15 protein-coding genes and 1 pseudogene are annotated in these 25,429 nt (G+C 58.3%); 6 read left to right on the top strand and 10 right to left on the bottom strand.

Features of this window, described 5'->3' with window-relative positions; all coding sequences use genetic code 11:
- Positions 1–49 precede the first annotated feature (49 nt).
- The 4 genes and pseudogenes from EXE48_RS12470 to EXE48_RS12455 form a co-directional block, all read right to left on the bottom strand.
- A complete protein-coding gene (locus EXE48_RS12470) occupies positions 50–574 on the bottom strand; it encodes a hypothetical protein (protein WP_137711661.1) in 525 nt (174 codons plus the stop codon).
- A 91-nt stretch (positions 575–665) separates the two neighbouring features.
- Positions 666–1,067, bottom strand: coding sequence for a DUF7970 domain-containing protein (locus EXE48_RS12465; RefSeq protein ID WP_137711660.1), 402 nt, complete (start codon positions 1,065–1,067; stop codon positions 666–668).
- A complete protein-coding gene (locus EXE48_RS12460) occupies positions 1,060–1,998 on the bottom strand; it encodes a ParA family protein (RefSeq protein ID WP_137711659.1) in 939 nt (312 codons plus the stop codon). Before EXE48_RS12460 ends, EXE48_RS12465 begins: the two co-directional genes overlap by 8 nt.
- Before the next feature lie 130 nt (positions 1,999–2,128).
- Positions 2,129–2,521: pseudogene (locus EXE48_RS12455) on the bottom strand (PD-(D/E)XK nuclease family protein); the annotation flags it as partial.
- 480 nt (positions 2,522–3,001) lie between these two features.
- Between EXE48_RS12455 and EXE48_RS12450 the strand changes: the two are divergent.
- The 4 genes from EXE48_RS12450 (at position 3,002) to EXE48_RS18455 (ending at position 15,019) form a co-directional block, all read left to right on the top strand.
- Positions 3,002–11,338, top strand: coding sequence for a type IV secretion system DNA-binding domain-containing protein (locus tag EXE48_RS12450; RefSeq protein WP_241991989.1), 8,337 nt, complete (start codon positions 3,002–3,004; stop codon positions 11,336–11,338).
- Between the two features lie 2,185 nt (positions 11,339–13,523).
- The gene (locus tag EXE48_RS12445) at positions 13,524–13,727 is read left to right on the top strand and encodes a hypothetical protein (protein WP_137711601.1); all 204 of its coding nucleotides are present in this window, start codon (positions 13,524–13,526) and stop codon (positions 13,725–13,727) included.
- 366 nt (positions 13,728–14,093) lie between these two features.
- Positions 14,094–14,516, top strand: coding sequence for a hypothetical protein (locus tag EXE48_RS12440; protein ID WP_137711658.1), 423 nt, complete (start codon positions 14,094–14,096; stop codon positions 14,514–14,516).
- A 344-nt stretch (positions 14,517–14,860) separates the two neighbouring features.
- Positions 14,861–15,019, top strand: a complete 159-nt coding sequence (locus EXE48_RS18455; protein ID WP_158295128.1) for a hypothetical protein — start codon at positions 14,861–14,863, stop codon at positions 15,017–15,019.
- A 543-nt stretch (positions 15,020–15,562) separates the two neighbouring features.
- Here the strand turns inward: EXE48_RS18455 and EXE48_RS12430 are convergent.
- The 4 genes from EXE48_RS12430 to rdfA form a co-directional block, all read right to left on the bottom strand.
- Positions 15,563–19,078, bottom strand: coding sequence for a UvrD-helicase domain-containing protein (locus EXE48_RS12430; protein WP_137711656.1), 3,516 nt, complete (start codon positions 19,076–19,078; stop codon positions 15,563–15,565).
- Complete coding sequence (locus EXE48_RS12425; protein WP_137711655.1) at positions 19,071–20,339, bottom strand: PD-(D/E)XK nuclease family protein; 1,269 nt, start codon at positions 20,337–20,339, stop codon at positions 19,071–19,073. The genes EXE48_RS12430 and EXE48_RS12425 overlap by 8 nt, the downstream gene beginning before the upstream one ends.
- Entirely contained in the window at positions 20,336–21,196 is an 861-nt protein-coding gene (locus tag EXE48_RS12420) for a hypothetical protein (protein ID WP_137711654.1), read from the bottom strand. The genes EXE48_RS12425 and EXE48_RS12420 overlap by 4 nt, the downstream gene beginning before the upstream one ends.
- Positions 21,197–21,271: 75 nt before the next feature.
- Positions 21,272–21,940 carry a rod-determining factor RdfA gene (gene rdfA, locus EXE48_RS12415; protein ID WP_137711653.1) on the bottom strand — a complete coding sequence of 223 codons (669 nt, stop codon included), beginning with the start codon at positions 21,938–21,940 and terminating at the stop codon, positions 21,272–21,274.
- A gap of 177 nt (positions 21,941–22,117) precedes the next feature.
- Between rdfA and EXE48_RS12410 the strand changes: the two genes are divergently transcribed.
- Entirely contained in the window at positions 22,118–22,345 is a 228-nt protein-coding gene (locus EXE48_RS12410) for a winged helix-turn-helix domain-containing protein (RefSeq protein ID WP_137711652.1), read from the top strand.
- A gap of 46 nt (positions 22,346–22,391) precedes the next feature.
- Here EXE48_RS12410 and EXE48_RS12405 read toward each other — a convergent pair whose 3' ends face one another.
- Together EXE48_RS12405 and EXE48_RS12400 are read right to left on the bottom strand one after the other, a co-directional pair.
- Entirely contained in the window at positions 22,392–22,673 is a 282-nt protein-coding gene (locus EXE48_RS12405; RefSeq protein WP_137711651.1) for a helix-turn-helix transcriptional regulator, read from the bottom strand.
- 167 nt (positions 22,674–22,840) lie between these two features.
- Positions 22,841–23,593, bottom strand: a complete 753-nt coding sequence (locus tag EXE48_RS12400) for a transcriptional regulator TbsP domain-containing protein (RefSeq protein WP_241991988.1) — start codon at positions 23,591–23,593, stop codon at positions 22,841–22,843.
- Between the two features lie 917 nt (positions 23,594–24,510).
- Between EXE48_RS12400 and EXE48_RS12390 the strand changes: the two genes are divergently transcribed.
- A partial coding sequence (locus EXE48_RS12390) for a PAS domain S-box protein (protein WP_137711648.1) occupies positions 24,511–25,429 on the top strand: 919 nt, incomplete at its 3' end.

Below are 25,429 nucleotides of genomic sequence, written 5' to 3'. Positions count from 1 at the left end.
CTGAGCACCGGCTTCGATTTTTACGCACTATTTCGATTAATATGTGGAGTTAGAGCTTCTTCTCGGTGACGTCCTTTGAGGAAACGAATTGTCGGATGAGTTCGCCGAGTTCCCACGTGCGGTGGATGTCGGCGAGGTTGTGTAGGCAGACAGGAAGCAGGTCACCCTCCCTGTAGTTGGCGGCGGTACTCCCCGAGTCCTCGAAGGGGTCGTACGGCTCCTCGTGATACCACGCGTGTCCGTCCAGTTCGTCCAGTAGCACCGGCAGGCGGTCGTTCTGGTCGAACAAGAGGCTATAAGAGCCGGTGAGCGAGTTGACATCGGTCGACGCACCGTAGGCGGTGTGGGTCGTGTTCAGCCGCTTCTTCAGCGGTTCCCACAGATCGGCGAACAGAATCCCGTCGAACATCCAGTCCACACCCTGCCGGATACACCGTGTGCGGACGAACGGCAGGTCGAGCCCACCCTTCCACGACTCCGCGTTGAACGCGACAAGACGATTGTAGTCGCGGTCGAAGCGGTCGAAAACGACCCGTTGCATCGCTTCGAGAAGGGCCACCTCGTCGTCGGCCACCAGTCCGGTGTATTCGGCGGTTATATCGGCCGCGGGGTGAAGCATCGCTGTTAAGATATTGTGGAATAGTATCCTATTTCAGAATAGTACGCTATTCAGTCGATTCTGAAGAAGCAGATTCGCGGGCTTGTTCGAACCGTTCAGACACTTCGTCCACGAGGTCTTCCTCCACAACGGTTCGGAGAAGAGCATCAGTCATCTCCCGAACGACGATGTTCTGGTAGCCCTGCTGGTTGAGCTCGCGCTCTAATTCGTACTTCAGCCAGGAATCGAAGTCCTCAATCGTAGCCTCACGGGCGTAGAAAGGGCGCTGTTTGGCTGCCTCGTAGCTGAACGCGGCATCGGTCATCGGGTCCTGCGGCTCGACTGAGTCCGGAGCAGAGGTCTCCTCGGTCGTCTCCGATTCAGACGCGTCATCCGTATCCTGGGGTTCGTCATCCGGTTCATCCTCGAGCGTCTCCCCGAGGTCGGCAAACGGATCGTCCTCAGCCATGGCGGACCACCTCCCCGGCCTCGACGATGTGCGCCAGCTCGTCGAAACACTGTAACTGGTCACAGTCAGGGTCGTAGTCTAGCAGGGGTTTGCGCTCGCCGTAGGCCTTCGTGATGCTGGTACGGTCACGGATGCCAGGTGATGGTTTGAGATCGCCGGCGTCGACAGCCTCCCAGTCCGTGATCCGCGCGAAATTCGGGATGCGATCCTGAAGGTTATCGTGCGAGTTGAGACGTTCGAGGAGCTGTCGATCTTGAGTCTGCTGGTCGATACGGCCACTCAACATGTTCGGAACCAGCGACAGGACGTCGACGTCCATATGCTGCCGAAGCGGGGAGATCTGTCGCTCGATGGTTCGCTCCAAGCCGGCCATCGCCTCGTTTCCCGGGGCGAGCGGAAGTACCAAGTTTGCCGTCGCGACCAGCGCGTTGTCCGTGAGTCGGGATCGGTACGCCGGCGAATCCGTGACGATGTAATCGTACGTTCCCCCGAGGAGTGGGTCTACCACTTCCCGTTTGAGCAGCGCAGAGGGTTGAAACACGTCGCCCACGACGATCTCCCGCTCGACCTGTTCTAAGTCCTCGCTGGACGGGAGAATATCGAACTCGTAGCTTGTATCGTAGACAACGGAAGTCGGGTCAGCATCGTCGAAGAAGACATCGCCGATGGTTTCCTCGGTGTTGTGATACTGGTCGTCAAAGCCTAAACCGACGGATGCGTGGCCGTTCGGATCAAGATCAATGAGGAGCACATCGTGGTTCTGCGCGGCCAGCTGTCGAGCGAGGTTGACAGCGATCGTCGATTTGCCGACACCCCCCTTCAGCATACAAACCGACACAGCCCGAGAGTTCCCATCGGTCTGTACCGAACCATACGGGCTATTCGGGATATTCGTTCTATCTATGCTATTCGTGCTGTCTGAGCCACTCATACTATTCAGCAGTATCAACCCCTCTCGACTTAACTCTGTGGTGAATAGTACAAATAGCATTCTATTCGAGAATTTTGAACTATTTCAAGATAGCATACTACTCTGGAATATCCACAATAGAGTTAGCGGCTCAGGCGACGAGCTCCAACATAGAGCGAAGTTCGGATTCGATATCAGTCAGTTCACTCCGTTGCCACTCAAACTGTTCTTCGACGCCGACATCAGTAAACCGGAGTGAAGCACGAACCTGTCGTGCGGGATCGTGCTGGAAGAGCGCGAGAGCGTAGGCAAGCATCTGCGGCCGATAGTGGTCAGCGAGGGCACCAGTCGTCGTCGACGAAAGATCGTTCGTCTTATAGTCGATGATATGATACGCATCAGGAGTGACCAGAAGACGATCAATACCACCCACTATGTGGGAGTCATCAAGACGGGCGACAACTGAGCACTCGTCATAAGTCGCTTCGAGTGGGAGATCCGCGTCAGCTTCATCGACGAACCAGATGGCATCTTGGGCATGACTCCTGCTTGAAGATCGCCATCCGCCGGTTCCTCGCTTTCCCTTACATTTTTAATATAACGACTCAACAGTATTGATGTGAAAGTATCTCCTATCCAAACGCCTTCTGTCGAATCGAAGCTTAGTATTGAGTCGGATTTTCCCAGCACGTGGACGGTATCTAGTCACCCAAGATACGGTCAACTCTTGCGTGAGTTGGCCGTAGCTGGCCATGAAAGGAAGACCTGACATCCAGAGGAATTGGTATAGAAACAACACTGAGCGTCGGTTGACGCTGCGAATTGCCCAACGCAAATATCCAACTAGCCCTCCCGAATCAACTGGATTCGGTTATATACAGAGTTACAACTGTAGCTCACCAAGCCGTAGTGGACTGGTTTGGATTCTGTGGCCAATCCTTGACAAACGAGTCAAAAATAGTGATAACTGTACAAGTAAGGCTGCTGCTCAAAACACGGCAGCAATCTCGACTGGTGGAGCAATATGAAGAATCCGCTCCACTATACCCTCAATATACTCTCAAACCGGCTGGAAATCCCCGGTCTGAAATCATCAAACACCTCGTCTCCCGGAGAAACTCCAGATAGGACAGAAGAGGACTCCAATGACGGTGACACTGTCACCGACAACTTAACCACGCCCGATGGTGAACCACCGGAGACGACTGGCATTCTGGGTTCTGACAGTCCATACAAACGTGGGCTAAAGAACCCCGCCCACTACTCAAGTTACACCTACGACCAGCTTGATACTGACGTGCAACTCCGTTGGGAACCGGGCCTCCAGCGCTACTTCCCGTTCGAGCTCACAGCCACCGCTAGTGGGAACGGACGCGCCCAACCAGGCGATGTCTTCGCCGGGTTCGACGTGCGCGATCGGCTCATTCACTCGCACACCCACCATCCAGACGAACCGATTTGGCTGGGGTATGACACCAACCCGATAGACGGGATTCGGGAAATCGGGCTTGAGCCGTTCTCGTGGTTCCGCCACATGACGATCTTCGGGTCGACGGGGAAAGGCAAATCCACCACCCTGAACATGATGATGAACCAGATTGCCCGGAAGGGCCACGGGTTCGTCTTCATCGACCCGAAGGGCGACACTGTCGACGACCTGATCACGCAGCTGCCCGACGAGCGGATGGACGACATCATCTGGGTTGAGCCGGGCAGCGAGACCTTCGAGAAAGTCGCGGGGATCAACTTCCTCGAGCCCGGCGACTGTGAGACGGAGATCGAATTCGACCGCGAGGTTGAGTCCATCATCAACGACCTCCGGGCGGTCCTGCGTGGCGGTGAATACTGGGGCCCGAAGATGGAGGGGATCACGTCCAACATCGCCCGGGCGATGATTCGGTCGCGACGGAAGTTCACCCTCGTCGATATGTATTATGTGCTGGCCGACAACGAGAGCCGCGCGAAGTTCTCGAACGTCGTCAGCCAAGAGGGGATGAGCTTCATCCACGAGTACACCACGAAAATCGCGGAGATGGACACCGAGGAAATCGACCCGGTTCTCCGCCGGATTCAAGACTGGGTCGAAGACCCCATCAGCCGGGGGATTGTGGCCCACCGGGATGGGACGATCAACCTCTCGCACGCCGTCGAAGAGGGGAAAATCATTCTCGTCCGGAACACGGTGCGGTCTGACGAGATCCGGAAGGTCGTCTCGACGGGGATTATGCGCCGCGTGTGGTCGACCATCCGGAAACGCGAGAAGATTGAGGAGGCCGACCGGGAGCCCTTCTTCGCGTTCATGGACGAGTTTGACGACATCGCCTCGGAGAACATGGCGCTTGACAAGATGCTCTCGAAGGCCCGGTCTGGGAAGATGGGCGTTGTGACGTGTCTCCAGAACCCCTCGCAGGTGCGGGAGATTGCGCCCCAGACGCTCAAGCAGATGTTCGGGAACACGGACACGCTGTTGAGCTTCGGTGTGACAGAAGTTGATGACGCCCGGATCATCGCCGAGCGGTTCGACGACGACGACATCGACTCGGGGACGATTCAGTCGCTGCCTGCCTACACCGCGTTGACGACGATTTCCACGATGGACGAGGATGGGCCGATGCGGTCGGACCCGCTTGCGCCCGACACCTTCGCCCCGTATCCCGCACGGCGGACGCCGGCAGAAGCCGAAGCGATCATCGGGGAGAACCTCAAGGAGTACGGCGTCGACGCGCTCGAGCAGAACCTCGATGAGTCGGAACACGCCTTGATGCACCTTGGGGGCGAACACGACTTGACGAAGTGCTTCCTTGAGGCAGTGTGGGCTGAACAGATCCGGCAGAACGCACTCGATACGTTGCCCGGCGCATACGAGACGCTTGAGCCCGCCCCGGCGTTGAATATCGACCCGCCGGAGATGGACGGCGACGACACACTCTCGGTGAGTGTCGAGGCCGCAAACGAGGGGTTCCACCGCCGGACGTCGACGGACTTCGAGGAGTTGCCTGACGGCATCCTCGTCGATGAGGAGTATGTTGAGCTGGCCGACCCCGAGGATGAAAAAGAGGAAACCAGCGTCCGGGGGACGGGCGGGACGCCGACAGGACAGGTTCGGATCACCGACCCGGAGACAGAGTTGTCGATCACGGACAAAGGGATCCGGTCGGTTCTTGAGCAGGCTGATGAGGATTGGCGGCCTGAGACAGAGAAGCACAACGAAGTGATTCGGCGGTCGTTCGTGATGCTGTCGGCTATCGGGATGGAAGTCACCGTCGTCCGGCAGGACCACGAAGTGAGCTTACCGGACGCGGTTGCCTATCCGCCGATTGAGGGGACTGTGGATACAAAGCGGGCCTCGCGTTTGCTTGAGCAGTTCAAGAAGGATTACCCAATTGCCGCAGACCTCTCTGGGGGCGGTGCGATCACTATCGAAGCAGAGACCTCAACCTACAAGAAGCCAGCCCGGACGCTCCAGAACCTCGCCCGGTCGGTTCGTAGTGACCGGCGGGTTATGTTCGTCACTCCGGAGGAGGGTGGTGAGAAAAGTGCTGAGCTTGCTGCTCGCGTCAACCACATTCTCACAGACCCGAAGCTCATCCGTGGGCACCTTCGGATGCGCCCCAACGAGGACGCAGAAGACGCAGGTGATCTCACAGAGCGCGACCCAATGCCGCTGTACTACAACAAGACCGACTTCCTTGAGTTGGGGACACCCACAGACGGTGAGCGGAAGCACGCGCTCATCAAGAAGGGCAAGCAAGCGGTGTGGGTCAATACCCACGACGACGAGATTCAGCTGTACGACGGCATGGCTGATGGCGCGAAGAAGGGGTCGCTCCGGATGGACGAGGGCTTCGGATCAACAAACGCCTTCGACGTGTGGTGCCGCTATGACACCCACAACAACGAGTGGGTGGTCTACCCCGGCGGCGAGGTCCAACGCTACCCGACACTCGGCGACCTTCGCGAGGACTGGCAACTCGTCTACGAGCCGTTCGTCCCCGAGCGGGAGTTCGAGGAGATACCGACGGAGGAGGACTGGGACATTATCCAAACGGCCCTCCCCGAATTCCTTTCGCCCGCTGAACAACCCACGAGCGAATCGGATACTCAAGCACCTGTTGAGGCCGATTCTCCTGACACCGAGGGGGACTCACCCACCGAGACGTACACGAGTATTGAGCAGGTTCCCGAAGAAGCAAGGGTTGAGCAGGACACGGAAGACGAACCAGACACGAGCGATACCGAGGACGAAGAGATACACATAGAGCGTGCCGGGTTCTCACGCGAAGCCGTCCCTATTCCGGAACGGCTCATCCCGAGCAAAATGCCGAGTCGGGATAGCGACGTGAGTGGAGTCGGCTCCAAACCCGGAGCGAATGTAACCCACGAGGCCCCACCGGATGCGTTTGAGCCGATCGTCCCCGATGAGCAGTTGCCGATATACCGCGAGATGACCGCCCTTGATATTGAGGGCAATAATCGCGACCCGGTCGGGATCCACGATGACGCAGCCTCGGGTGAGGGCGACACACCGGCTACGGACAACGCCGACACGCCTGACGAGGAGCCGTCTCCCAGTGTCGAAACGACCGTGGATGAAGACGACCCGTTCGGTGCCGACAGCGACACGGACGGACCGGTCGGTATCCTTGACGATGACGCGGGCGCCGACGAGACGAGCCCGATCGACGCCGTGACGTTCAGTTACGCAGCCGCCATGACAAACTTGAGTACCTACTACATCGCGAATAGCGACACCGTTGACGAGAATAGTTCGCCGAGTGATATCGACATCGACTACGATGCGGTCACCGACAAATTCGGCGCGAAAGACCCCACAGACGCCGCCTTCTGGCAGGACGTGTGGGACTCTGCGAACGTGAACCAGACCGAGGCCATCTTCCGGGACAATCTCCCCGGTGCGCTTCGGTACGGCCCCGGCATCCGTGGCACGCAAGCCGCTGACGCGATCCGGATCGGGCTCGCAGAAGAAGAGCTCGTGCCTGCCGGTGAGAACGCCGTCCGGCTACCCGGCCCGCGTGACGCTTACGAGGACTACCTCACCGAAGAAGAGGTTGCGAAGATACAGCGCCGGGACAGTTGGGTGCCCGTGTGGGACGCACTCGGTCGCGACCACGACGAGGGGCTGACCGTTCCGCGGACGATGATGGGCCTTCGTGTTGAGTTCGACTTCAAGAAACCGATGGCGCAGGCCGCTATCGGCGCTGGTGTAGAAGCTGGCGTCATCAAAGAATCCGGAAAGAAACTCATCCTCGGCGATCGAACTGTCCCAGCGTTCTGGGCCACTGTTCTTGATGAAGTCGACGCCGACCCGCATGAGCCACTCACGGAGAGCGAGGTAACCATCGGGCTCGAGATGTTCCACGGGCTTGACGGTGAGGAAGTAACCGAGACCATCGAGGCAGCATACAACCACGGGGCCGTGTATCAAGACGCGGACTCTGACCATCTCAAGATCAACACCCCACGCGACGAGAAGGGCCCGGAAATCGACGCCGCAGCGTTCGACCGGGATGCGTACCCCGTAGGTGGAGACGACTCGGACTCCGACGACAGTTCTGGCGACGACGACTCCGGCGACGGCGGGTCCGATGATACCGACGACGGCCCGGACGGTGGGGGAGAGACACCCGCCACGGACGACGGTGAAGATGCGTCCCCCACGCCTGCGGACGCGAACGGTGAGAGCGCCGAGCCAGACACGGCCAGCACACACGAGGAAGCCGCAACCGACACCGAGACGACCGACGCCCCGTCCGAGAGTCGGAATGGCTCAGAGGGGCGCACAGGCACGCACAGCGAGGCCGGAGATCAGGACGACGCAGACACCACGTCCGACGCCGAGACGGAGACACCGAACGTCGACGGCGCCGAGACTGACGCTGGGAGCGAGGACGGCGCCGAGACGGACGCCGGAAGCGACACCGACCCGGACGACCGCGAGACAGAGCCGCCCGGAGACGACGCAGCCGACGCAGAGAGCGACGCCGCCGATACACGCCCGGCAGGACAAACCGCACCCGGCGAACCGCGTGCCGAGCCCAACAGCACGCTCGTCGACGCCGACCCCACCGACCTCCGCTTGAGCCCCACACCGGACCTCGGTGCAGTCCAAGCGTGTCTCGAGGAAGCCGCTCGCTTCTTCCACAGTCAGCTGGATACGACGATCGACAACAACGTTACGTGGAACGACGAGCAGGCGTTCGAAGCGGGCTACCGGAAACCCGAGACACCACGCGAGTACTTCACCGCGCTTGACGAGCCCGACCCGGCGTACCCTGTTGAGCAAGACCCGGATGCGGCTGACGCGATGCCGCCAAGCGAAGACGAACAGACCGCCGGCATCCAGTCCACGGAAGACGCCGCCGAGCGCATTGCTGAGCCCGAGGACTTCGCCGCCGACGAACAGCCGTATCAGTATCTCGGCGCTGACCACCGGGGCTGGAACGACGACCTCGTCGATGACAAGCAGCTCGGGTGGGCACCCGCCTTCGGCAAGAAGTTGTTCTCCCACCTCGAAAGCAAGGGCTTCAGCCACCACACGATGGTCGCGACTGGGCTGTTCACGAAGCCGAACGACGCCTACGGCGAGAACGAGGACGGCGAGGAGTACGTTGATTACACCACAATAGACGATCCTGACGACCCCGACGACCTCTCGTGTCTCTTCCGGGCCCGGTACATCTTCCCGTACTACGACGAGGACGGCAAGGTCGCCTTCTTCATCGGGCGCCAGCCCGACTTCGACACCGAACACGGCACGCACCCTGACGACTTCACGAAGGGGAAGTACGCCAAGCTCGCGACGACGAAGAACTACACTATTGCCGACGAGCCGATCTACGGCCGGGAGACCATCGTCGAGGGCGAACCGCTCGCAATCACGGAAGGGATGGCCGACGCGATTACCGCTCACGCCCACGGCATCCCGTGCATCTCCCCGGTCACGAAGTCGTTCAAAATGAAGCACCGCGACGTACTCGCGGAGATCATCAAGCGCCGGGAGATCCCCGACGTGTACTTCCTCCAAGATTCGGACCCGCCAAAACGGGTGGTACTGGCCGAAGAAGATCGCGACCACGACGAGCGCCAGTGTGAACGGGACATGGCCATTCGGGAGTTGTTCTGTACGGGTTCGTTCCCCGGCGACGAGATGTTCACCCGGAAGCTGGTTCTCGAAGCCGCCCGCGACGGGACGCTTCAAGAGAAGCTCGACGATCAGGACATTCGCGTCGCGCCGCCGGCTGACGCCGACGTCGACGCAGACGAAAAAACGCCGGTCGCTGCGGAGGAAGTCCCGGTTCACCTGTTGGAGTCGGAAGGCGAATTCCACGGGAAGGGCCCGATCAGCGAGGTCATCGAGATTCACCAGTACGGGCCCGGCGTGGATAGCGCCGTCAACATGGGTCGGGTACTGGACACCCACACGCCGTCGCCGGACGATACGTTCACGGGGACGGTCCAAGCCGCCGCCGAGGTGTATCGCGAGGAAGTCCTCGAGGGCGACGCCGACCCCAACGAGGATGATCACGAGCTCTGGGAGGAAGTCGCGACGCGGCTTGGCGTCATTGACGTCGACACCGAGACTGACGAGACCGCTGAGAGCGCTGACGCGGACGGACAGACGGCGCTGACGCCCGATGAGGAGCCGACCCACACTGACTACGGTGGAACCAACGTGTGGCTCTTAGAGCTGCCGCAGTTTGGCGATGAGAAGCGTGACCTTGACGACTTCCTCCAAGAGGGCTGGCTCGCGCTCACGCCGCCGGCTGAGTGGGCACTTCGACTGACGATGGGGAACACTCCAACGCCCGCCGACGACGGGAGTGATGGACCGGCCACGGCCCCTGCGTGGATGCGGGCGCTCGCCGACCGGTCGGACCCGGTTGGTGAGTACCCAACCGGGATGGATCCGGCGTCGCTTGGCTACCCCACAGCCCACGACCTCCCCCAGACTGTCGGGGCGATCGACCGGACAGAAACAGGTGTGGATCTGCCCGTTCGTGACCCCCACATCATCCCGGCTGATCCCGACGCTGACACGGGGGTGCTGACGGCCGCTCACAGGTGGCCTGTTGGCGACGCGAGCACGCTTCGCGGCGAGGGTAATGTTCTCGATCCTGTGCCTGAACAAAACGCGGTGTATCCACCCCTCTCGCTGTTCGGTTTCATCCCCACAATCCACCCGTCACAACACCCCGCCGCGACGGGCAACATTGGGGGGCTGGTGAACGACGCCAGCACCGCGATGGACATCGACCCACAGGAGATCGAAGACCGGATCGAAGAAGGGGATTATCGCGAGCTCACTGGGAGCCACAACCCCCTCTGGAGTCTCGACTTGCGCGACCTTGGACTCACGCCCGGCTCTCGCGGAACAAACCCCTTCGGTCACTTCGGTGAATCGGAGAACTACTTCGTCGTAATCGACGACGAAACTGCCTACTGCCACAAGCGGGAGGCACTCTATAACTTCCAACACTTTGCCCTCTGTGACATGGGCAAGCGCGACCCGAAGGATTCCGCGAGTGGTCAGAATCTCGATGATTTAGAGTACCTCCATCTGTGGACCTACGCGCGGCAGAACAACCTCGTTCCAGAGCACACACCCATCCCCCTGAAGGGGCTTGTGGGATACGCGATCGAGAACGATTATTGCGAGCCTGAGGACCTCGAACAATTCGGCGGGGGTAGCGATGATTCCGACAGTGATTCGGACGAACAGAATGCCGACTCGCCGGGCAGGAACAAAGCCGGGAAGCGCAACCTCAAGCTCCCGGATGATGTGTACTTCCCAGTTCTCAAAGATATCGAGGATACGACAGGATACACGCCCGCACGCCTCGCGGACAGTAGCGGATCTGGTGGTGACTCGGGCGAAGATACGAGTGGCTCGACGACGCCCTCGGTCGACACAGAAGACGTTGCGTTCGACAGCATCCACCGCAAGTATGGCCAGCCGCTCATCGGGGACGACATGCCCGACCCACTGAAGCAGTTCCTCCGTCGTTACACCAACACGGAAGACGAGACGATCACGACCGACACCGACGAGACGGTGTTCGTTCCGAAGGCCGAACTCCGCGATGCGTTCAATTCGTGGGCGCAAATCTGCCTCCGGCACATCCGTAACAGTACTGATATGTCGGTTGATGATGTGGCGATCCAAGAGTACGCGCCGGGTGCGTTCACCGGGCCGCTGAAAGCGCAAGTCGACGTCGAACTGAAGGAAGGTCGGCCCAGTGTCGATGGTGGAAAACAGGTTCGGACGTGGTTCGGTATTGAACTCACAGACGAGGGCGAAACCCTCGCTGAACTCGAAGGGAAGTTCTCGATGGACGGCTAGGAACTTCCTCCGGGCTCCGTTCTCACTACACGATTCGGTTGCTCCGACGGGGCCTACTTGACAGGTTCCTGATTATAAATTAGGTGTACGCTAGTGTGTTTCTCATCAGAGTCAACTACGCCTTCTCGCTGGACCTTTCGATACCGATCGTCGGGCAAAGGCCGAGCTGGGTAGGTGACTGGTTCACTATCTTTGCGCCATATTCCACACTAAACTATTCAACCCGCTGGCGAGGTCACTGACATTGACTTAGCTGGTGTCCAACTCAGGTCCGACCACCGAATATCACCCCCCGGATATGGAATCAAAACCGCAAGACGTGACCGGGTATCCGGGGGGTGCCACAGAAGCAGAACTCAAGCCTGTTTTGTCTCAAAAAGGCCCTGTATTCTCTAATTCACAGCAGATCCCCGATCACCTGTTATTTTCTCTTTTATTCCTCGGAATTTAGCCAAATGCGATTTTTTGAAAATAACCATACGTAGCGGAGTATCCGGGGGGTAGCAAGGTCACTCAAACACCCCCCGGATATGGGATCAAAACCGCATGACGTAGTGGGGTATCCGGGGGGTCAACCGAGAACCTACCAGAGTTTATTTCGCATACAAGTACCACATTTTCGACACACCCGGCGATTTTTGTGAAAATAATCATACGGGGGGTGAATCTGCCCGTTTTCAGTCCACTCTCAGCACCCCCCTCGGATATCAAATCAAAACCGCATGACGGCAAGGCGTATCCGGGGGTCACTACACCAAAATCACTGCTCAATCAAATATGACTCGCTCGCATACCTGAGCGTGTTCTAGAAAGCCGTTTCAGCCGGTTTCCGAGACCGACTTATTTTCACCCTCTCAGAACACCCCCAATTTGACCCGGTACGTCTGTGATATACCGGGTAATACCCCCTCTGGGTGGGGGTGTTCAGGCCCAAGGGCCAAGAGTAAGATGCCTGATACAGCAGGCAACCGGGATCACCCCAGCAGTCCCCTGAAGGGGACATGAAGAGACAGGACCTCAGACAGAAGCATCACCAGCTGGTCGACCACCAAGATCGAGACTAACCTCAGAAGGCAGTCGGCCAGCAAGACGGGGACACCACTACACGGCGGTCGACACTGCCACCGCCTCATCGACACTGTGTGACTCACGAATCCTCTCAGAATCTCGAAATAGCCTCAGCACACTTCCCCACGGGTCAGGTGGACCCCCAGACGCAACACGACTCGTCGTCTCGACGACCACGATCGTCTCGGTAGACTTCCCATCTCCTGACGGTCGATGACCGCCACCGGGACAGTCCCCTTGAGGACCAGTCGACTGCCGTCGACACACTCCTTGATCCACAGACGAGAGACTCCCTCAACACACCGGCTGTCGACCAGTCTCTCACCGCCGAGTCGCGGCTGTGGTGACTGTTTCAGGAACCTGATGCGTCAGCCGACAGTCGGCCCTACCGCAGACGCCGACCGGCTGTCACCATCGCCACGATCACACGCCGTGTGGAACGGCTTCGACCCCGGCGAGATTCTCACCTCCGACGTCGGTGACCGACTTCGCTGATCCCCTCGTCCCGGTGGGCTTGTCGATGCGACTCGACTCGTCGATCTCGACTCGCGGCGTCTCCCAACCGAGGTCACGACGTGGTCACCAATCGGCATCGACACCGGCTCTCCTCGAGGCCACAGACGCGGCGACCAGTCGCCGCTTCACCATCGGTGGCCACCGGCTCGGATCCGACGATCAGGATCCACAGCGAGGTAGACCTCTCAGTATTCTGACTACGACGCTGTCGGCCGTCACCAGCGACGGATCGCCACCACCACAGACACGGCAGGTGACCGCTTCGAGCTTGACAGCCGACGGGGACCGAACGGTGTCGGGTCCACCCCAACAACAGTGGTCGCGACCGACACGCTTCAGGGACAGCTGGTCACTGTTCTGCTGGGTGGGTTGCCCCCACCTCGACGACTCCCTCTTGGCGGGAGTCCTCGCCAGTATCCCCACCGAAAATCTCTCAGCGATCTGGTATACAGAATGGCGTCCACGAGCCACCCACCTCCGGTGGGGCCTCGTTCTGTCTCAACACGGTGAGACGACACCGTCTCAATCCGGACGGAGTGTCGGTAGGCCCCAACCCAGTGATAGCATTATTTCGGTCGAGCCAGCGGTGAGGTTTCCCAAGATGAACACGCTTCTCGCACTCGTCGTTTTCACCGCGTCGTTCGGCACCGCAATCGCCCTGCTCGTCGGCATCGTCTTCGCTGCTCTGTTGTCGATGAATGCCCGAAGTGGATCGGAGGGTTGCGACTTCTGTTCGAGTGAGTCGGCCGCCCGTCTTGGTGGTGGTGATGTGGCGTGTAGTGACTGCAAACGCCGGGTCCTCTGACCGGCTTCTCAGCGGAGGTCGAGACCCCCTTGCTACAGCCCGGTGACTGGTGGGTTCGTTGCGGCGGTTGACGGAACCGCAACCAGCCGGTAGTGGAGACGGGAAACGATCCGGGTTTCTTCGGGGTCGATATCGGGGTCGATCTCGAGGGGTTACCAGTGGGGGAAACTCTCTGTGACTCCCCACTCGTAACGGCCCCAATGGGACGGGTGGTTGTGACGTTAGCAGCACCTACTAACACACCGTTCAGCACGGTGGCGAAGACACCGGCTACGGCCGAGTCTTGACCTCGCTTCAGCTGGCAACATTATTGCCCTCATCCGGAGACGAGGGTTTCCCCCGAGGGGGTGACCCGACCAACCGACTATGAGTGAAACACTTCGCGGTTCGACGCCTCAGTCCGAGTTCACCCTGACGACTACCTCCGACGACGAGACCGAGTGTGCCTGTGAGGGCTGTCACGACGATGTCGACGACCAGCTGAAACTCCTCCTCGGGTGTGACGCCCGTGGGATGGTCGCTGACTACGGGACGGTCGGCTTCTGTTCGCTTGAGTGTGCCCGCCAGTTCGTCTCGGCGGGCCCGTACCAGTCGCTCGAGGAAGACCTGATCGTCTACACCCAGCAGCCGGTCGTCGCGACCGTCGTCCACAACGGCGAGGTCATCGAGGCCACGCTCGGGTTCGACGTCAAGGAGGCGATCGAGGCGGCTGCCGAGATCGTGGCCGACCTCGTCGACGACGTGGAGCTCTCGCCTGACGACCTCTCGATCGACACCGAAGAACTATAGCCAGCCGGTCTCCATTTTTTTCTGCGCTATCGGACCGACGCGACGCTCCAGCCAGCTCGGTGGGTTCGACCACGCGGACAGCGACTCCGTGGTGTTCCGCTTGCGACCTCGCTCGGTCGACGCGGACGCATCACGCGAGTCGCTTCGCTCCACACGCGTTGCGCCCACGGACCAGTCGACAGCGGCGAGGTCGCTTCCGCCCCCCACTGACGGGCTGACAGTCGCGGGGCAACAGGCTTTGTTGAAATCCTATTCCTCAGACAGGTTCTTGTTTGAAACAGCTGGTCGCTGAACGTACCTGTTGGCCATAAAATATTTTTGAACTCGTCGGGTTTGGATCAACTATGGGCCTCTCTCTGTCAGCAACTATCGCCTACAGCTTTGTCGCGTCTGCTATCGTCGGCCTCTCCTTTAGTTTTCTCACCGATCGTGTCTCCGTGAAAATGGGGCTTCTTTTAGCGGTTTCTACTACAGCTGGTCAAGTAGTCGTGCGAATGCTGTGATCAGTATATCGGGCGCAACCTGGGCAGAATATATTACTTCTAGAGAATTTCAACAGAGCAGGGCAACATTATTAACTCCGATCGGGAACACAACGCAGTTCTAATCTTGTGTCCCACCGTTGCGTCGTCTATTCAGCGATTTGCGCCACCAGCGCACACCTGCTCAGAAGCGTCTCACTCAATAAACTCCAGAGGCAACGCAGTACAGTCCTGGTTGGCTGGCCCGCAGCGACCGCATTTATATCTCGTAATGAGTGCGGTCATTCTATGGCCGTGTCTTATGACCAGGAATTCTCGACCAGATGGAACAGATGAATCGGAATTTGATGCGCCAGACTCACGCCAGACGCCGGCGGACGGCCTAGCGATCGCGTACCGCCCGGCACGCCAGCCGTGGCGGCAGATACGGTTCGAAGAACGGCCAGACGCTGACGGCTGGTGGCTGATAAACGAAGAGTGGACAGGCTGCTCATGGCGCACTGTCGGACGGGAACCCGTCGATGAAATCTTCGTCAACGCGGAGTGAGTGCTGCGATTAGTCTTCTACCGTAACAACTCACGGAGTCCCATTTCCGGTGACTGAGCCGTGTACGTCTCAGCGACCGCACCAACAGTCGTCACCTGAGCCTCAACGCTGACAGCAGACTCAACCTGCTGTTCTAGCACCCACTGATACACCTTCGTCTGATGTCTATACCGCCGGCGCAGCATGTCCGTCGCTGGTGCGAGTTGTACTTTGAGCTCCTCAACGTGGTAGTCTCCGTCAGGCATCACGACGACAAGGTCAGCCACTCCCTGAACCTCAACGTCCGCACCGTCAATACGGATAACCGCGTGGAGCGGCTCCTCGGTATAGACGGTTGTTGCCCGCTCGACACGCTCCCACAGCTCACTGGCCGCCAGATCGGAGAGAACGTACTCCGTGAGGAAGGTGTAGAGCTCGTCCCACTCGGGATCACTAACTGCGACGTCGACCTCGTCTTCGAGGACGGCGGCAGCGTGCTCGCGAGCTGCTGGCCCACACAACTCTTCCGCGGAAACCCCCGCATGGACGAGCCGCCCAACAAGTGTGTGGACGAGTTCACCAACCGTCTCGGTCTCAACGGTGTCGAACGACAGCGGGAGATCAGGATCAATGGCGTCAGTCTCCGTGTGGACCGTTTGTTCTCGAAGGGTCGGCACGAGTGTACTACCCGGATCGTCTACGAGTGGCGCTAGCAAACTTGGTCGGAGAAATCGTGGGCACCACGCTTCACCGGCGATGTCGGTCGCCGGCGTCAGACGACGCGGACGCTGTGCGGGGACAGCCGCCGCTGACTCTTCAGTCGTGACTCTTGGTTCGAATTCGCCTCCATCGACAGCAACCCTTGTCGGCTGTGTGGCACCGTCACCATCCGGCAGCGCTACCGTGTGTGTCCCCGTTTCTGTGATCACCTCCTCTCCGAACACGTCACAACACACCTGCGCCCAGTGATCACGCTCTGAGAGGAAGGACTGTGTGCGAGGCAGTGGGATAACGAGGTGCTGTTGTGCCCGAGTCAGCGCAACGTGTAGCGTCCGCCACCACTCAGCTCGGTTTGCGGCGGACGCCGCCCGCCGAACTGGCGGCCCGCGTAGGTCTGCTTGTTCACTTCCTTCTGTGCCCCAATATTCTGAGTCCCAGCGCAGGCCGTGCTTGCCCTGTGTGCCGTCTCTGGACTTAGCGGGGTCAAGCTCGTAAAGGCCACCGTCAACACCCGGAAGCGGTGGCGTATCCGCATCAACAGCGTTCGCCGGCGGTGCCAGGGCAATGCCGTCACCGCTTGCGACGAGCGTCTCCGGTCCTGCTTTCGAGGTCCTAGGCGAGCCCGAACTGGAAGTATCAGCCAGCACGACGATGTCGTCCTGATCGCCTTTCATATCGTGGATAGTGCGAAACACGATGTCGACGGCGTCCGCGTCCACGACCGGTTGGGTGGGGCCGCGCCCGGGCGTCTCGACAAAGGGGCTGAGTAACTCGTGGAGTCGTTTCGGGCTATATCGATCGTCATCTTCCCATTCTTCGACTAACTCGACGAGCGCATCGAGCGTCGCGACACGCTGTGGGCCGTCGGTTGCCGGATCAATGCCAAGCGGGTCGACTTCCAAGCCAAGCCGGTCGATGATCTCACGGACCAGCACTGATGCCGGCTCAACGTGACGTATCGGTCTGTCTTCGCGCAGACTTACCAGTCCCGACACGACACGATCGTGTGGCTCACCAATCTCACCGACCACATCTTCCTGTAGTACTCTAGTTGTGTCCCTCACGGTCTCGGTGACAGCACTCAGTCCGGACCCTGCCTTGGTGTGATCTTCAGTGGACGCAGCGAGCGCAGATTCCTCGAGTAGTCGGCGGGTTCGGGTCTTGTCGGTCGGGTCGATGAGCCATTCGACCACGTCGATAACTGACTTGACGATAGGTGACTCAAACAGGTAGGCGCTGGCGTCAGCGACAGTTAGGCCATAAGACTCGAAGGCCTCAGCATACGCGTCCATGTGGCGTCGACGGGGAAACAGGGCCGTGATGCCTGTATCATCATCGGCTACTGGGAAGCGGCCAGTATTGATCCCGCTGGCAACATATCTCGCAACAGTGTCTGCTTCTCCAGTCCCCTGCTTCGGAGCGACCCAGTCGTCCATGCCAGGCGCTCCCTTCGCATCGAAACTCGCGATGTGAATCGACGATTCATCAGCCGCGTCGCGGGTCGCCGACATCGCCGGCGGCTCTGTCGTAACCGTTCCAAGACCACCCCGTTCGTTATGACCCAGTCCACGCTTGGCGACCGCGTTTACAAACCGGACGATATCCGGGCGCGAACGATAGTTCTTTTTAGCCCGTTCAGTCTTGTGAGGATGCCAGTCACGGTTGAAGTACTCTCCATCTTCGAGTGCTCCCGCAAACAGGTCCGGGGTAGCATCCCGCCACTGGTAGAGACACTGATCGAGGTCGCCCGCTAGTAGGATGCGTGTATCATCGGCAACCAGATGCGATAACGCATCGTGTTGGATCTGACTCACATCCTGTGCTTCATCGATAATTACGCTATCGATCCCCTCATGATAGCGCCGCGTGAGCCGCTCTCGACGGGCAGATTCAAACCGGTCATCACTGAAATACGTCTCAACGAGATACACACAGTCGGTGTGAGTGATGACACCGCGTTCCCTTGTGAGATTGTCATATACACCAGCGTACTGCTCAAACAACTTGGCGAACGTCTCGATGAGCGTACTCCACTCTTCGTGGAGTTCTTGATCTGCCTTGAGAAGTGTGCGTTTTTCCTCGCTTGTGAGCCCGTTCTTGACGTTGGCCGCCGTCGTTTCGTCACGGTAGGCTACAACCGCATCGATGATACTCTCGAAGGAGGTTGTGGACCCGCCACGGTAGTTGGCCGTCACTGCTGCTCGGAGGCGGTCCGCAAGTTCGGCCGATGTCAGTTGTCGCCGGCGAGCGATCTTAAGCGCCTTACGCAGGAGTTTCCGGACTGACGCCGTGTCGCTGCTGGTGTCATACGCCTCACGCACACGGTCAGCGAGACGGGCGCCGGCGTCATTTCCAATGACCCTCTCGTATACATCTTGGTGGAGCTGCTCGATGAGCGCATCGTTGCCAACAGTCGGCATCGAGTCAAACCCCATCTCGGTCACGATTTCTCCACAGACCGTCCTGAGGACGCTATCCAAAGTGCCAATTCGGGGTGCCTCCCGCACCTGCCTACACAGCCGGTCGATGTCAGACCGATCCAGTGCCGCCGGCGTGTCGCCGCGCTCGTATAGCGCCTCGACCCATGCGACAATATCTGGGACGAGATCGGCAGCGTCCCGTTTAGAAAAGGACGCAATTAGCACCCGTTCATGTGGACGAGGGTCGCCGGCTGCCGCCCGCGCAAGCAGGTCTTTCGCTGCGGCCTTCCCGATAACCGAAGATTTCCCTGCTCCTGGGACACTCCCAAGTACTGCGAGCCCCTGGTCCATGCCGAGGTACGCCTTGACCATCCGCTGTTGATCGCGGTCGAGCCGTGGGACGTCGTCACTCATCGTCCATCTCCATAGGAAAATAGTCACTGAGCGGCTCAGGTATGACCGACGGCTCTGTCATGAGTCTTTGCTGTGCCGCTTTGGGTACCCGCGTCGTCTCCACGCACTCAAGAAATGGAGAGGGGCGTTTCTCGACACCGTTGGCACCTGTCGTGTGGCGGGTCGCGACAAACACTTTGGTCGCCGTGTTGGAGGCAACCTCGAACTGGTCACGGTCGCGGGCGGTCGTCCACGCTGAGTGCGGACGGACCCCGTCGATGTCTGTAGTCTCCATCACCGTTCGGGCGGCAGACGGAACCGGTGACGCCGGCGTGGTTGGCCACTCCTCAGCAACCAGCCCGATCGCGATGACGTATGGCACAGAGAGTGCCCACAAGTCGTTTGCCTCTTTGACATCGATAGCGGCCGCTGTCGGTAGCTCACGTTTGCCCGGGACTGTCGTCGCAAACGACTCAAGGAGGTTTCTAACGACGCCCCACTGCTTGTCCGTGCGGCTTGTAGCAAGCCAGCGCGTATACCGCCGGCGGGTCATCCTCAGCAACTCCGTTGTCCGCTCAAATCCCCTAAGAGTAGCTGCGAGCTCGCTTACAGCCCTCTGACCCGGCTTGTCTGGGAGACAGGCATCATCGTACCGTTCAAGTACGGGATTGAGCGTTTCGGCGATGTCTTTGGAGGTGGGCGCGTCGGGCTGTGCGGCGATCCAGTTCAGGTACGCCATCCAGTCTTGTTTCGTCCCGTGCTCGATGTCTCCGGCTGCGATAGTGGCTTGCCACTCGTCGATCGGCTGGTCCGTCCCGGCGTGGCCGCGACCAATCTCGTTGATGGCCGCCGACGCAAGTGGCTCCGACCGGCCAGTTACCGGCACCCATCCAAGGAAGAGTGGTTCTGTAAGCGTCTGGATATTGACGGCACCCTGAGCGCGCTCAACGAGCAGTCTAAGCGTTGCGTCGATGAGTTCGTATGGGACAGTTCGCTTGACTTTTAGAGGCGTCCAGACCGCTAGTGTGTGTCCATAGCGTGCGGTTGCCCGCGTGAGTGCGTCCTCATACCGGTCAACGTCCGCAGTCGCGATCACGATGTCGCTTGGCGAGACGCCCTGTTCGACAAGGCTTGCGGCCGTTGCGACGGCGAGCCTGGCCTCTTCCTGTCGCGTGCGCCCAACGAGTTCGACCGTTGGCGTTGGGGTCGTGTCCGAGGCCACCGCTGATTCGCCGCTGGCGACGTCTTCCGTGTCGCCGTGGGTATCGTTCCGAGCGTTCATCGCCAGCTAAACACCCCCTGTGTGCCGGGCGCGTCGACAGCGGTCGTCTGAGTGAGATGATCGGCGATTGCCGGCCCGCTCGCCGTCCGAAGGTAAAGCTGGACATCGGTGTCTGTTCGTGTGGCGACGACCCGAAGCAAGTCTTCCAACGGAGCCGTGAGCATGCTCGCGCCGGCGACCACGAGTTGCTCAATCGTGGGGTATGCTGCCGCCCAGATGTCCGGGTTGGCCGTGAGTTCGCGGATAGCGCGGGTCAGAACTGCTGTCTCCGAGGCGAGATGTAAAGTCGTCTGCTCAGCCGTAGAGTCCGTAGTGAGGTTGTCAGTAAGGTCATGATGGAGCTGTGACACGCCGGCTAGCAGGTCCAGCGTATCGATCATCGCCGGCTCACTTACCTGCTGGGCATCCGACCGCACGGCGTCTGCGACTTGTTCCATCCGTTGGGGGTGAAACCCAGTAACCAACTCAAGTTCGCCTCGTGCCCGCTCGACGGTTTCGACGTGCTGTGAGAGTGGCTGGCCGATGACGGCAGCAAGGCGATCATAGACGGGCCGTTGCGACTCGACCAAGATGTCGGGGAGGTAGGCAAGCCGGTCAACCCGGTCAGCGGCGATGGCCGGCTCGTCAGTTTCTTTGAGCAACTCCTCAGCAACTCCGCGTAATCGCCGAGATATTAGACTGCTCATTGGCCGTGCCCGCTCGCGGAGTCCCGTCTCAATATTGCGTTGATGTAGCTGGACCGGTGTGACGATGAGCGTCGTCGGCTGGGCTGTCCGTGACGCGTCGGTCCAGAGACTGTCCGGCTCGCCCACAGAGACACGAAACGGCAGCGATGAGGTGGTGAGTTCGTGTTGCATCAGGAGAGAAGCGAGTTACTGCTTCGATGGGTGCCCAAACCGTACGTACCCGTACTACAGGTGTTCCTCACCACGCTAGATACACCTTGGACACTGCCGTAACTGGAGGTAATCGACAATGCTGACACTTTCATCGCAGTTAGGACAGACAACGTTCATTCTGACATCTACTTCGGGCTCGGTGGGTATTTGATCTCGTTCGCTGTGAGATGTGACTACATCTTTCAGCACCGTCTCAACCCTGTTTTGGATCGCGATCATTGATGTAGCAGATTCCTCGCAAGTGTTCCGCCGACGGCCTTGCTTTTTTACATCTCGATAGGTTCGCAGGTAATTCTGGACCGTTCCGTGAGATATCATATCATTGAGTACCGCTTCGCCGTCTATTCCGAGTCTGTTCAGTCGGTCTTTAGTCAGTTCCCGGTCATCTGCTGTAAGCCGATGGCAACAGTCTTCATACTCTGCTTCTGTTGTCAACGCTCCACGCATATTTTGATCTAGAATCTTTATATTGACTTTCTGCTGTAGTTCACGGAGTGTCGCTGGTTTTGGAGGTGTGTACTCTCGTTCAAGTCGATCACCAAGTTCGGTAAATCCGTACTTGTCGATAATCCGCTTGAGCTTTTCCCCAGCTGACGAGGTTTTCTCCGCACAATCCGTCTCTACTACCTCTCCCTCAAGATTCAGCTGTCTAACCTCTTCAGGGTCGGTAGTCTCTTGATATTGGCTCGGATCCGTTGACATGGGGTGTGGTGCCCCGAAGGTCGGTGTTCCAAGCACCGGCCTGTTTCTTCGCTTCAGGCGTCACCTTCGGACATCCACTTATTGATCAATAAGTGGCTTAAATGTTTGCGTCTGAACTCACTTTGAGTTCGGGCTCTATCCGGTGGAGTCATCTATGAAGCCCATGTACGTTCTGCCGTGGACGAGGACCGTCGCGACCCAGAGACGGGACAATACACGCCAGATTTCACTGATGATGAGCTCATACAGGCGCTCGAAGAACGCGAACCAGCTGGGACCGTCGAACTCGCAGATGTATTCAATTGTTCGCAGCCTGGCGCCTATCAACGTCTCACTCAGCTTGAGGAGAAGGGGCTAATTGAAAGTAAGCTAGTTGGCGGAACGAAAGTATGGATGCTGAAGTAAACGGAGAACTACCAGCTGTGAACTGCCCTTAGTTATTATAGTTCAGTCACCTGTCGTGGTCAATATACCCGGCTTCCCATTCAGTCCGGGCTTCAATCTCTCTCGTGCCACGGCGAGTAGTGCTGTACTCGTTGGTCCGTCGGTCGCGCTGACCTTTTTCTATGAGTCCCTTCTCAACGAGCGTGTCGAGGTTGGGATAGAGCCGCCCATGATGGATTTCCTTTTCGTAGTAGTCCTCGAGCTCGTCTTTGATCGCAAGTCCGTGGGGATCATCAAGTCCGGCAACGACGTACAGCAGATCGCGCTGAAAGCCAGTGAGATCGTACATGTCGCAATTTTCGTATTCGAGTTTTGAAATACTACTGATCTGGTGACTGTGTGTTATAGAATGCGTTTTACACCCTCTACGCAGTGATTTTGACTGCTTCATCTCACGCTTGAGCTGGAGAAGTACCGTATACCCGCCCCCATAGTCGGGCTATCGTAGGGGAGATGCTACAGCGAAGACTGGATCTCGGTGGAGAGTGTCTTCAGGTCTGCTGTCGCGAGCTCGTCAGTTGCGATAAGCCGAAGTCGGGGGCGACCGACATCTATTGGGACCTTTTCAGTCTCGATGAGGCCAGCATCTTCGAGTGATGATTTGGCCCGTGAGAAGGTTGCTTTCGAAGCGATATCCGCATCCTCTCCCCATTTCGAGATGTCGTAGAGAAGGATCTCGTTGCGGGCTGCGAGGATGAGCATGACCTCGACGATACTGAGGTATTCGTTGCTGTTGGAAATCTCTTCAGCGTGTGCGAGGACTTCGTCGAGGTCGGCTGCGATATCGTCGCCGATCTCTTCTCGGAGCGTCTGTTTCACTACTGAGAGGGCAGGTGTCCGGAGGTGATACTGCTCGGCAGCCTCGAATCTGGAGTCGAACTCACCGTAGACTGATGAGACCAACTCGGGATCTGAACTCGAGATACTGTGGTTGTCCATCACAGGAACTACAGCCTCAGACTCGGTTGTGAAGATGGTATTCTGGACTGGCTCCGTGAGTGTTCGGAGGCTGAGTTGCTCCCGGTGGATGAGTTCGGCGATCTTTGAGGCCGTGAGGAAGTTGTAGAGGGCGTATTTGATTTCATCTGAGTCTGCGAGCAGCCGGACCCTAGGCTGGTCCTCAACCGTTACTGCTTCCTCTGCGAAGGCTGCGATTTGTTCAGAGCGAGGATTGATATACACTGCTGGCTCGTCTCGTTCGGGGATCATCTGAGTGAAAATATGTTGTTTGGCCATATTTTATAATTTTTCGGACATATACTTAATAGACATGGTATCTGAGAGGTGTTGAGAAAAGATTGGGTTTCTCAGACAACGGTCACAAGGAGGACATCCTAGTCCCGTCTCACACCGCCTACGCAGGATAGTTCCGTGGTAGTGCCGTAGATGCTAGTTTCGAAATACTACTGACTGGCCCTGTCGGGGTTCTCAATATCTGACTAATTCTTACGTAGATTCATCGGGATTCCGACACTCTAGTCTTGTATAGAGCTAAGGGATTCATCACTCTCCCCGTGGATCACCGACTGGTATTTCACCATATTCTGGACATGAGACCCATCCCTGTCCGAATGCCCCACCCATTCCTTGGTCCGGGCTCCATTCGTGTTCATCCCCACAATGTGGACAGTCTACTAGTGGTGGGTCAATCTCCAGTGCCTCTTGCTGGATGAAATGATTTCCTTGGTAAGAATCACAGTGCTGACAGACGTTTCCCCAGACTTTCTTGCCGAGAGTATTGCTGTAGACCCGTTCAACAGGGGTTTGGTAATTCGCTAATATATCTCCGAGGGGCGTATCAAGATGGTCTCCTCGTGGCCAGACCACAGGCGTTTGCTCGCCACACTGCCAGCATTCTGTTTCCCACGTCAGCAATTTCTGGCGATCAACTGGGAGATCGTCTGGGAGCATGATAGCAAATCCTACTCTGATTGACTATTTGATTCTTTGTCTCTAGTTCCCTGTTGAAATCTTTAACAGTCGATAGGATTTGTGTGCGAGGTATAGGAGTATACTCAGCAAGATCTTGGCCACCACCCCCATATATACAACAAGGAGTAGTGCTTCCGCCGGAGGTTGCGCACGATTTTAATATGCTTACACGTGTACTGGACCCATTATAATCGATGGATGACGATACAACCCACCACGAGAGTAATAACCACAAGCCTGAGTGGTATCGGACGCTCGTTGAGGAGGTAAATGATCTCGCGACAGTCGTCGATACTGACGGGACGATAACCTACGTTAGTCCGGCCATCACACGGATTCTCGGCTACGACCCCGGCGAATTGGTTGGCCACGAGGGATTCGAGTTCGTCCATCCCGAGGACCGGGAGCGAAACGCCGACGCGCTGGAAAGCGTTCTCTCAAACCCTTCCGGATCCGAGACTGTTGAAGTCCGATTCCGCCACGCCAACGGCTCGTGGCGCTGGATTGAGGCCACAATGCGGAATCGAGTTGACGACGACATCATCGATGGGATTCTGCTTAGCAGTCGAGACATTACTGAGCGAAAAGAGTACGAACGCGAAGCGCGAGAGCTTGCCGAAGAGTACGAAGCCGTTTTGAACAGCGTGGAGGACGCCATCTTTCTGATGAATGTTGAGGAAGATGGGGATGATGTCCGATTCAAGTTTGAGCGCCTCAGTCCCTCCTATGAGCGCCAGACTGGGATTACTACCGAGGAAGTACAGGGCCAGACACCACAAGCCGTGTTCGGTGAAGAACAGGGCGCTGAGTTAGCGGCGAACTATCACCGCTGTGTCAAGGCTGGCGAACCAATCTCGTATCAGGAGGAACTCCTGGTCAGCGAAGGAGCACGCTTCTGGCAGACAAAACTTGCGCCGGTAGTCTCCGAGGGTGAGATAACTCGTCTCGTTGGGGTCACTCGGAACGTGACTGAACGCGTCGAACGAGAGCGACAACTACGTCAGCAGAACGAGCGGCTTGGAGAGTTTGCGAGTGTTATCTCCCACGATTTGCGCAGTCCGCTCAACGTCGCACAGGGTCGCGCTGCACTCCTTGCTGAGCAGGGAGAAAGCG

The sequence above is a fragment of the Halorubrum sp. ASP1 genome (assembly GCF_005435135.1).
Classification (GTDB): domain Archaea; phylum Halobacteriota; class Halobacteria; order Halobacteriales; family Haloferacaceae; genus Halorubrum; species Halorubrum tropicale.
The sequence above is the reverse complement of the archived record's forward strand: the minus strand, read 5'-3'. Positions and strand labels throughout refer to the sequence as shown.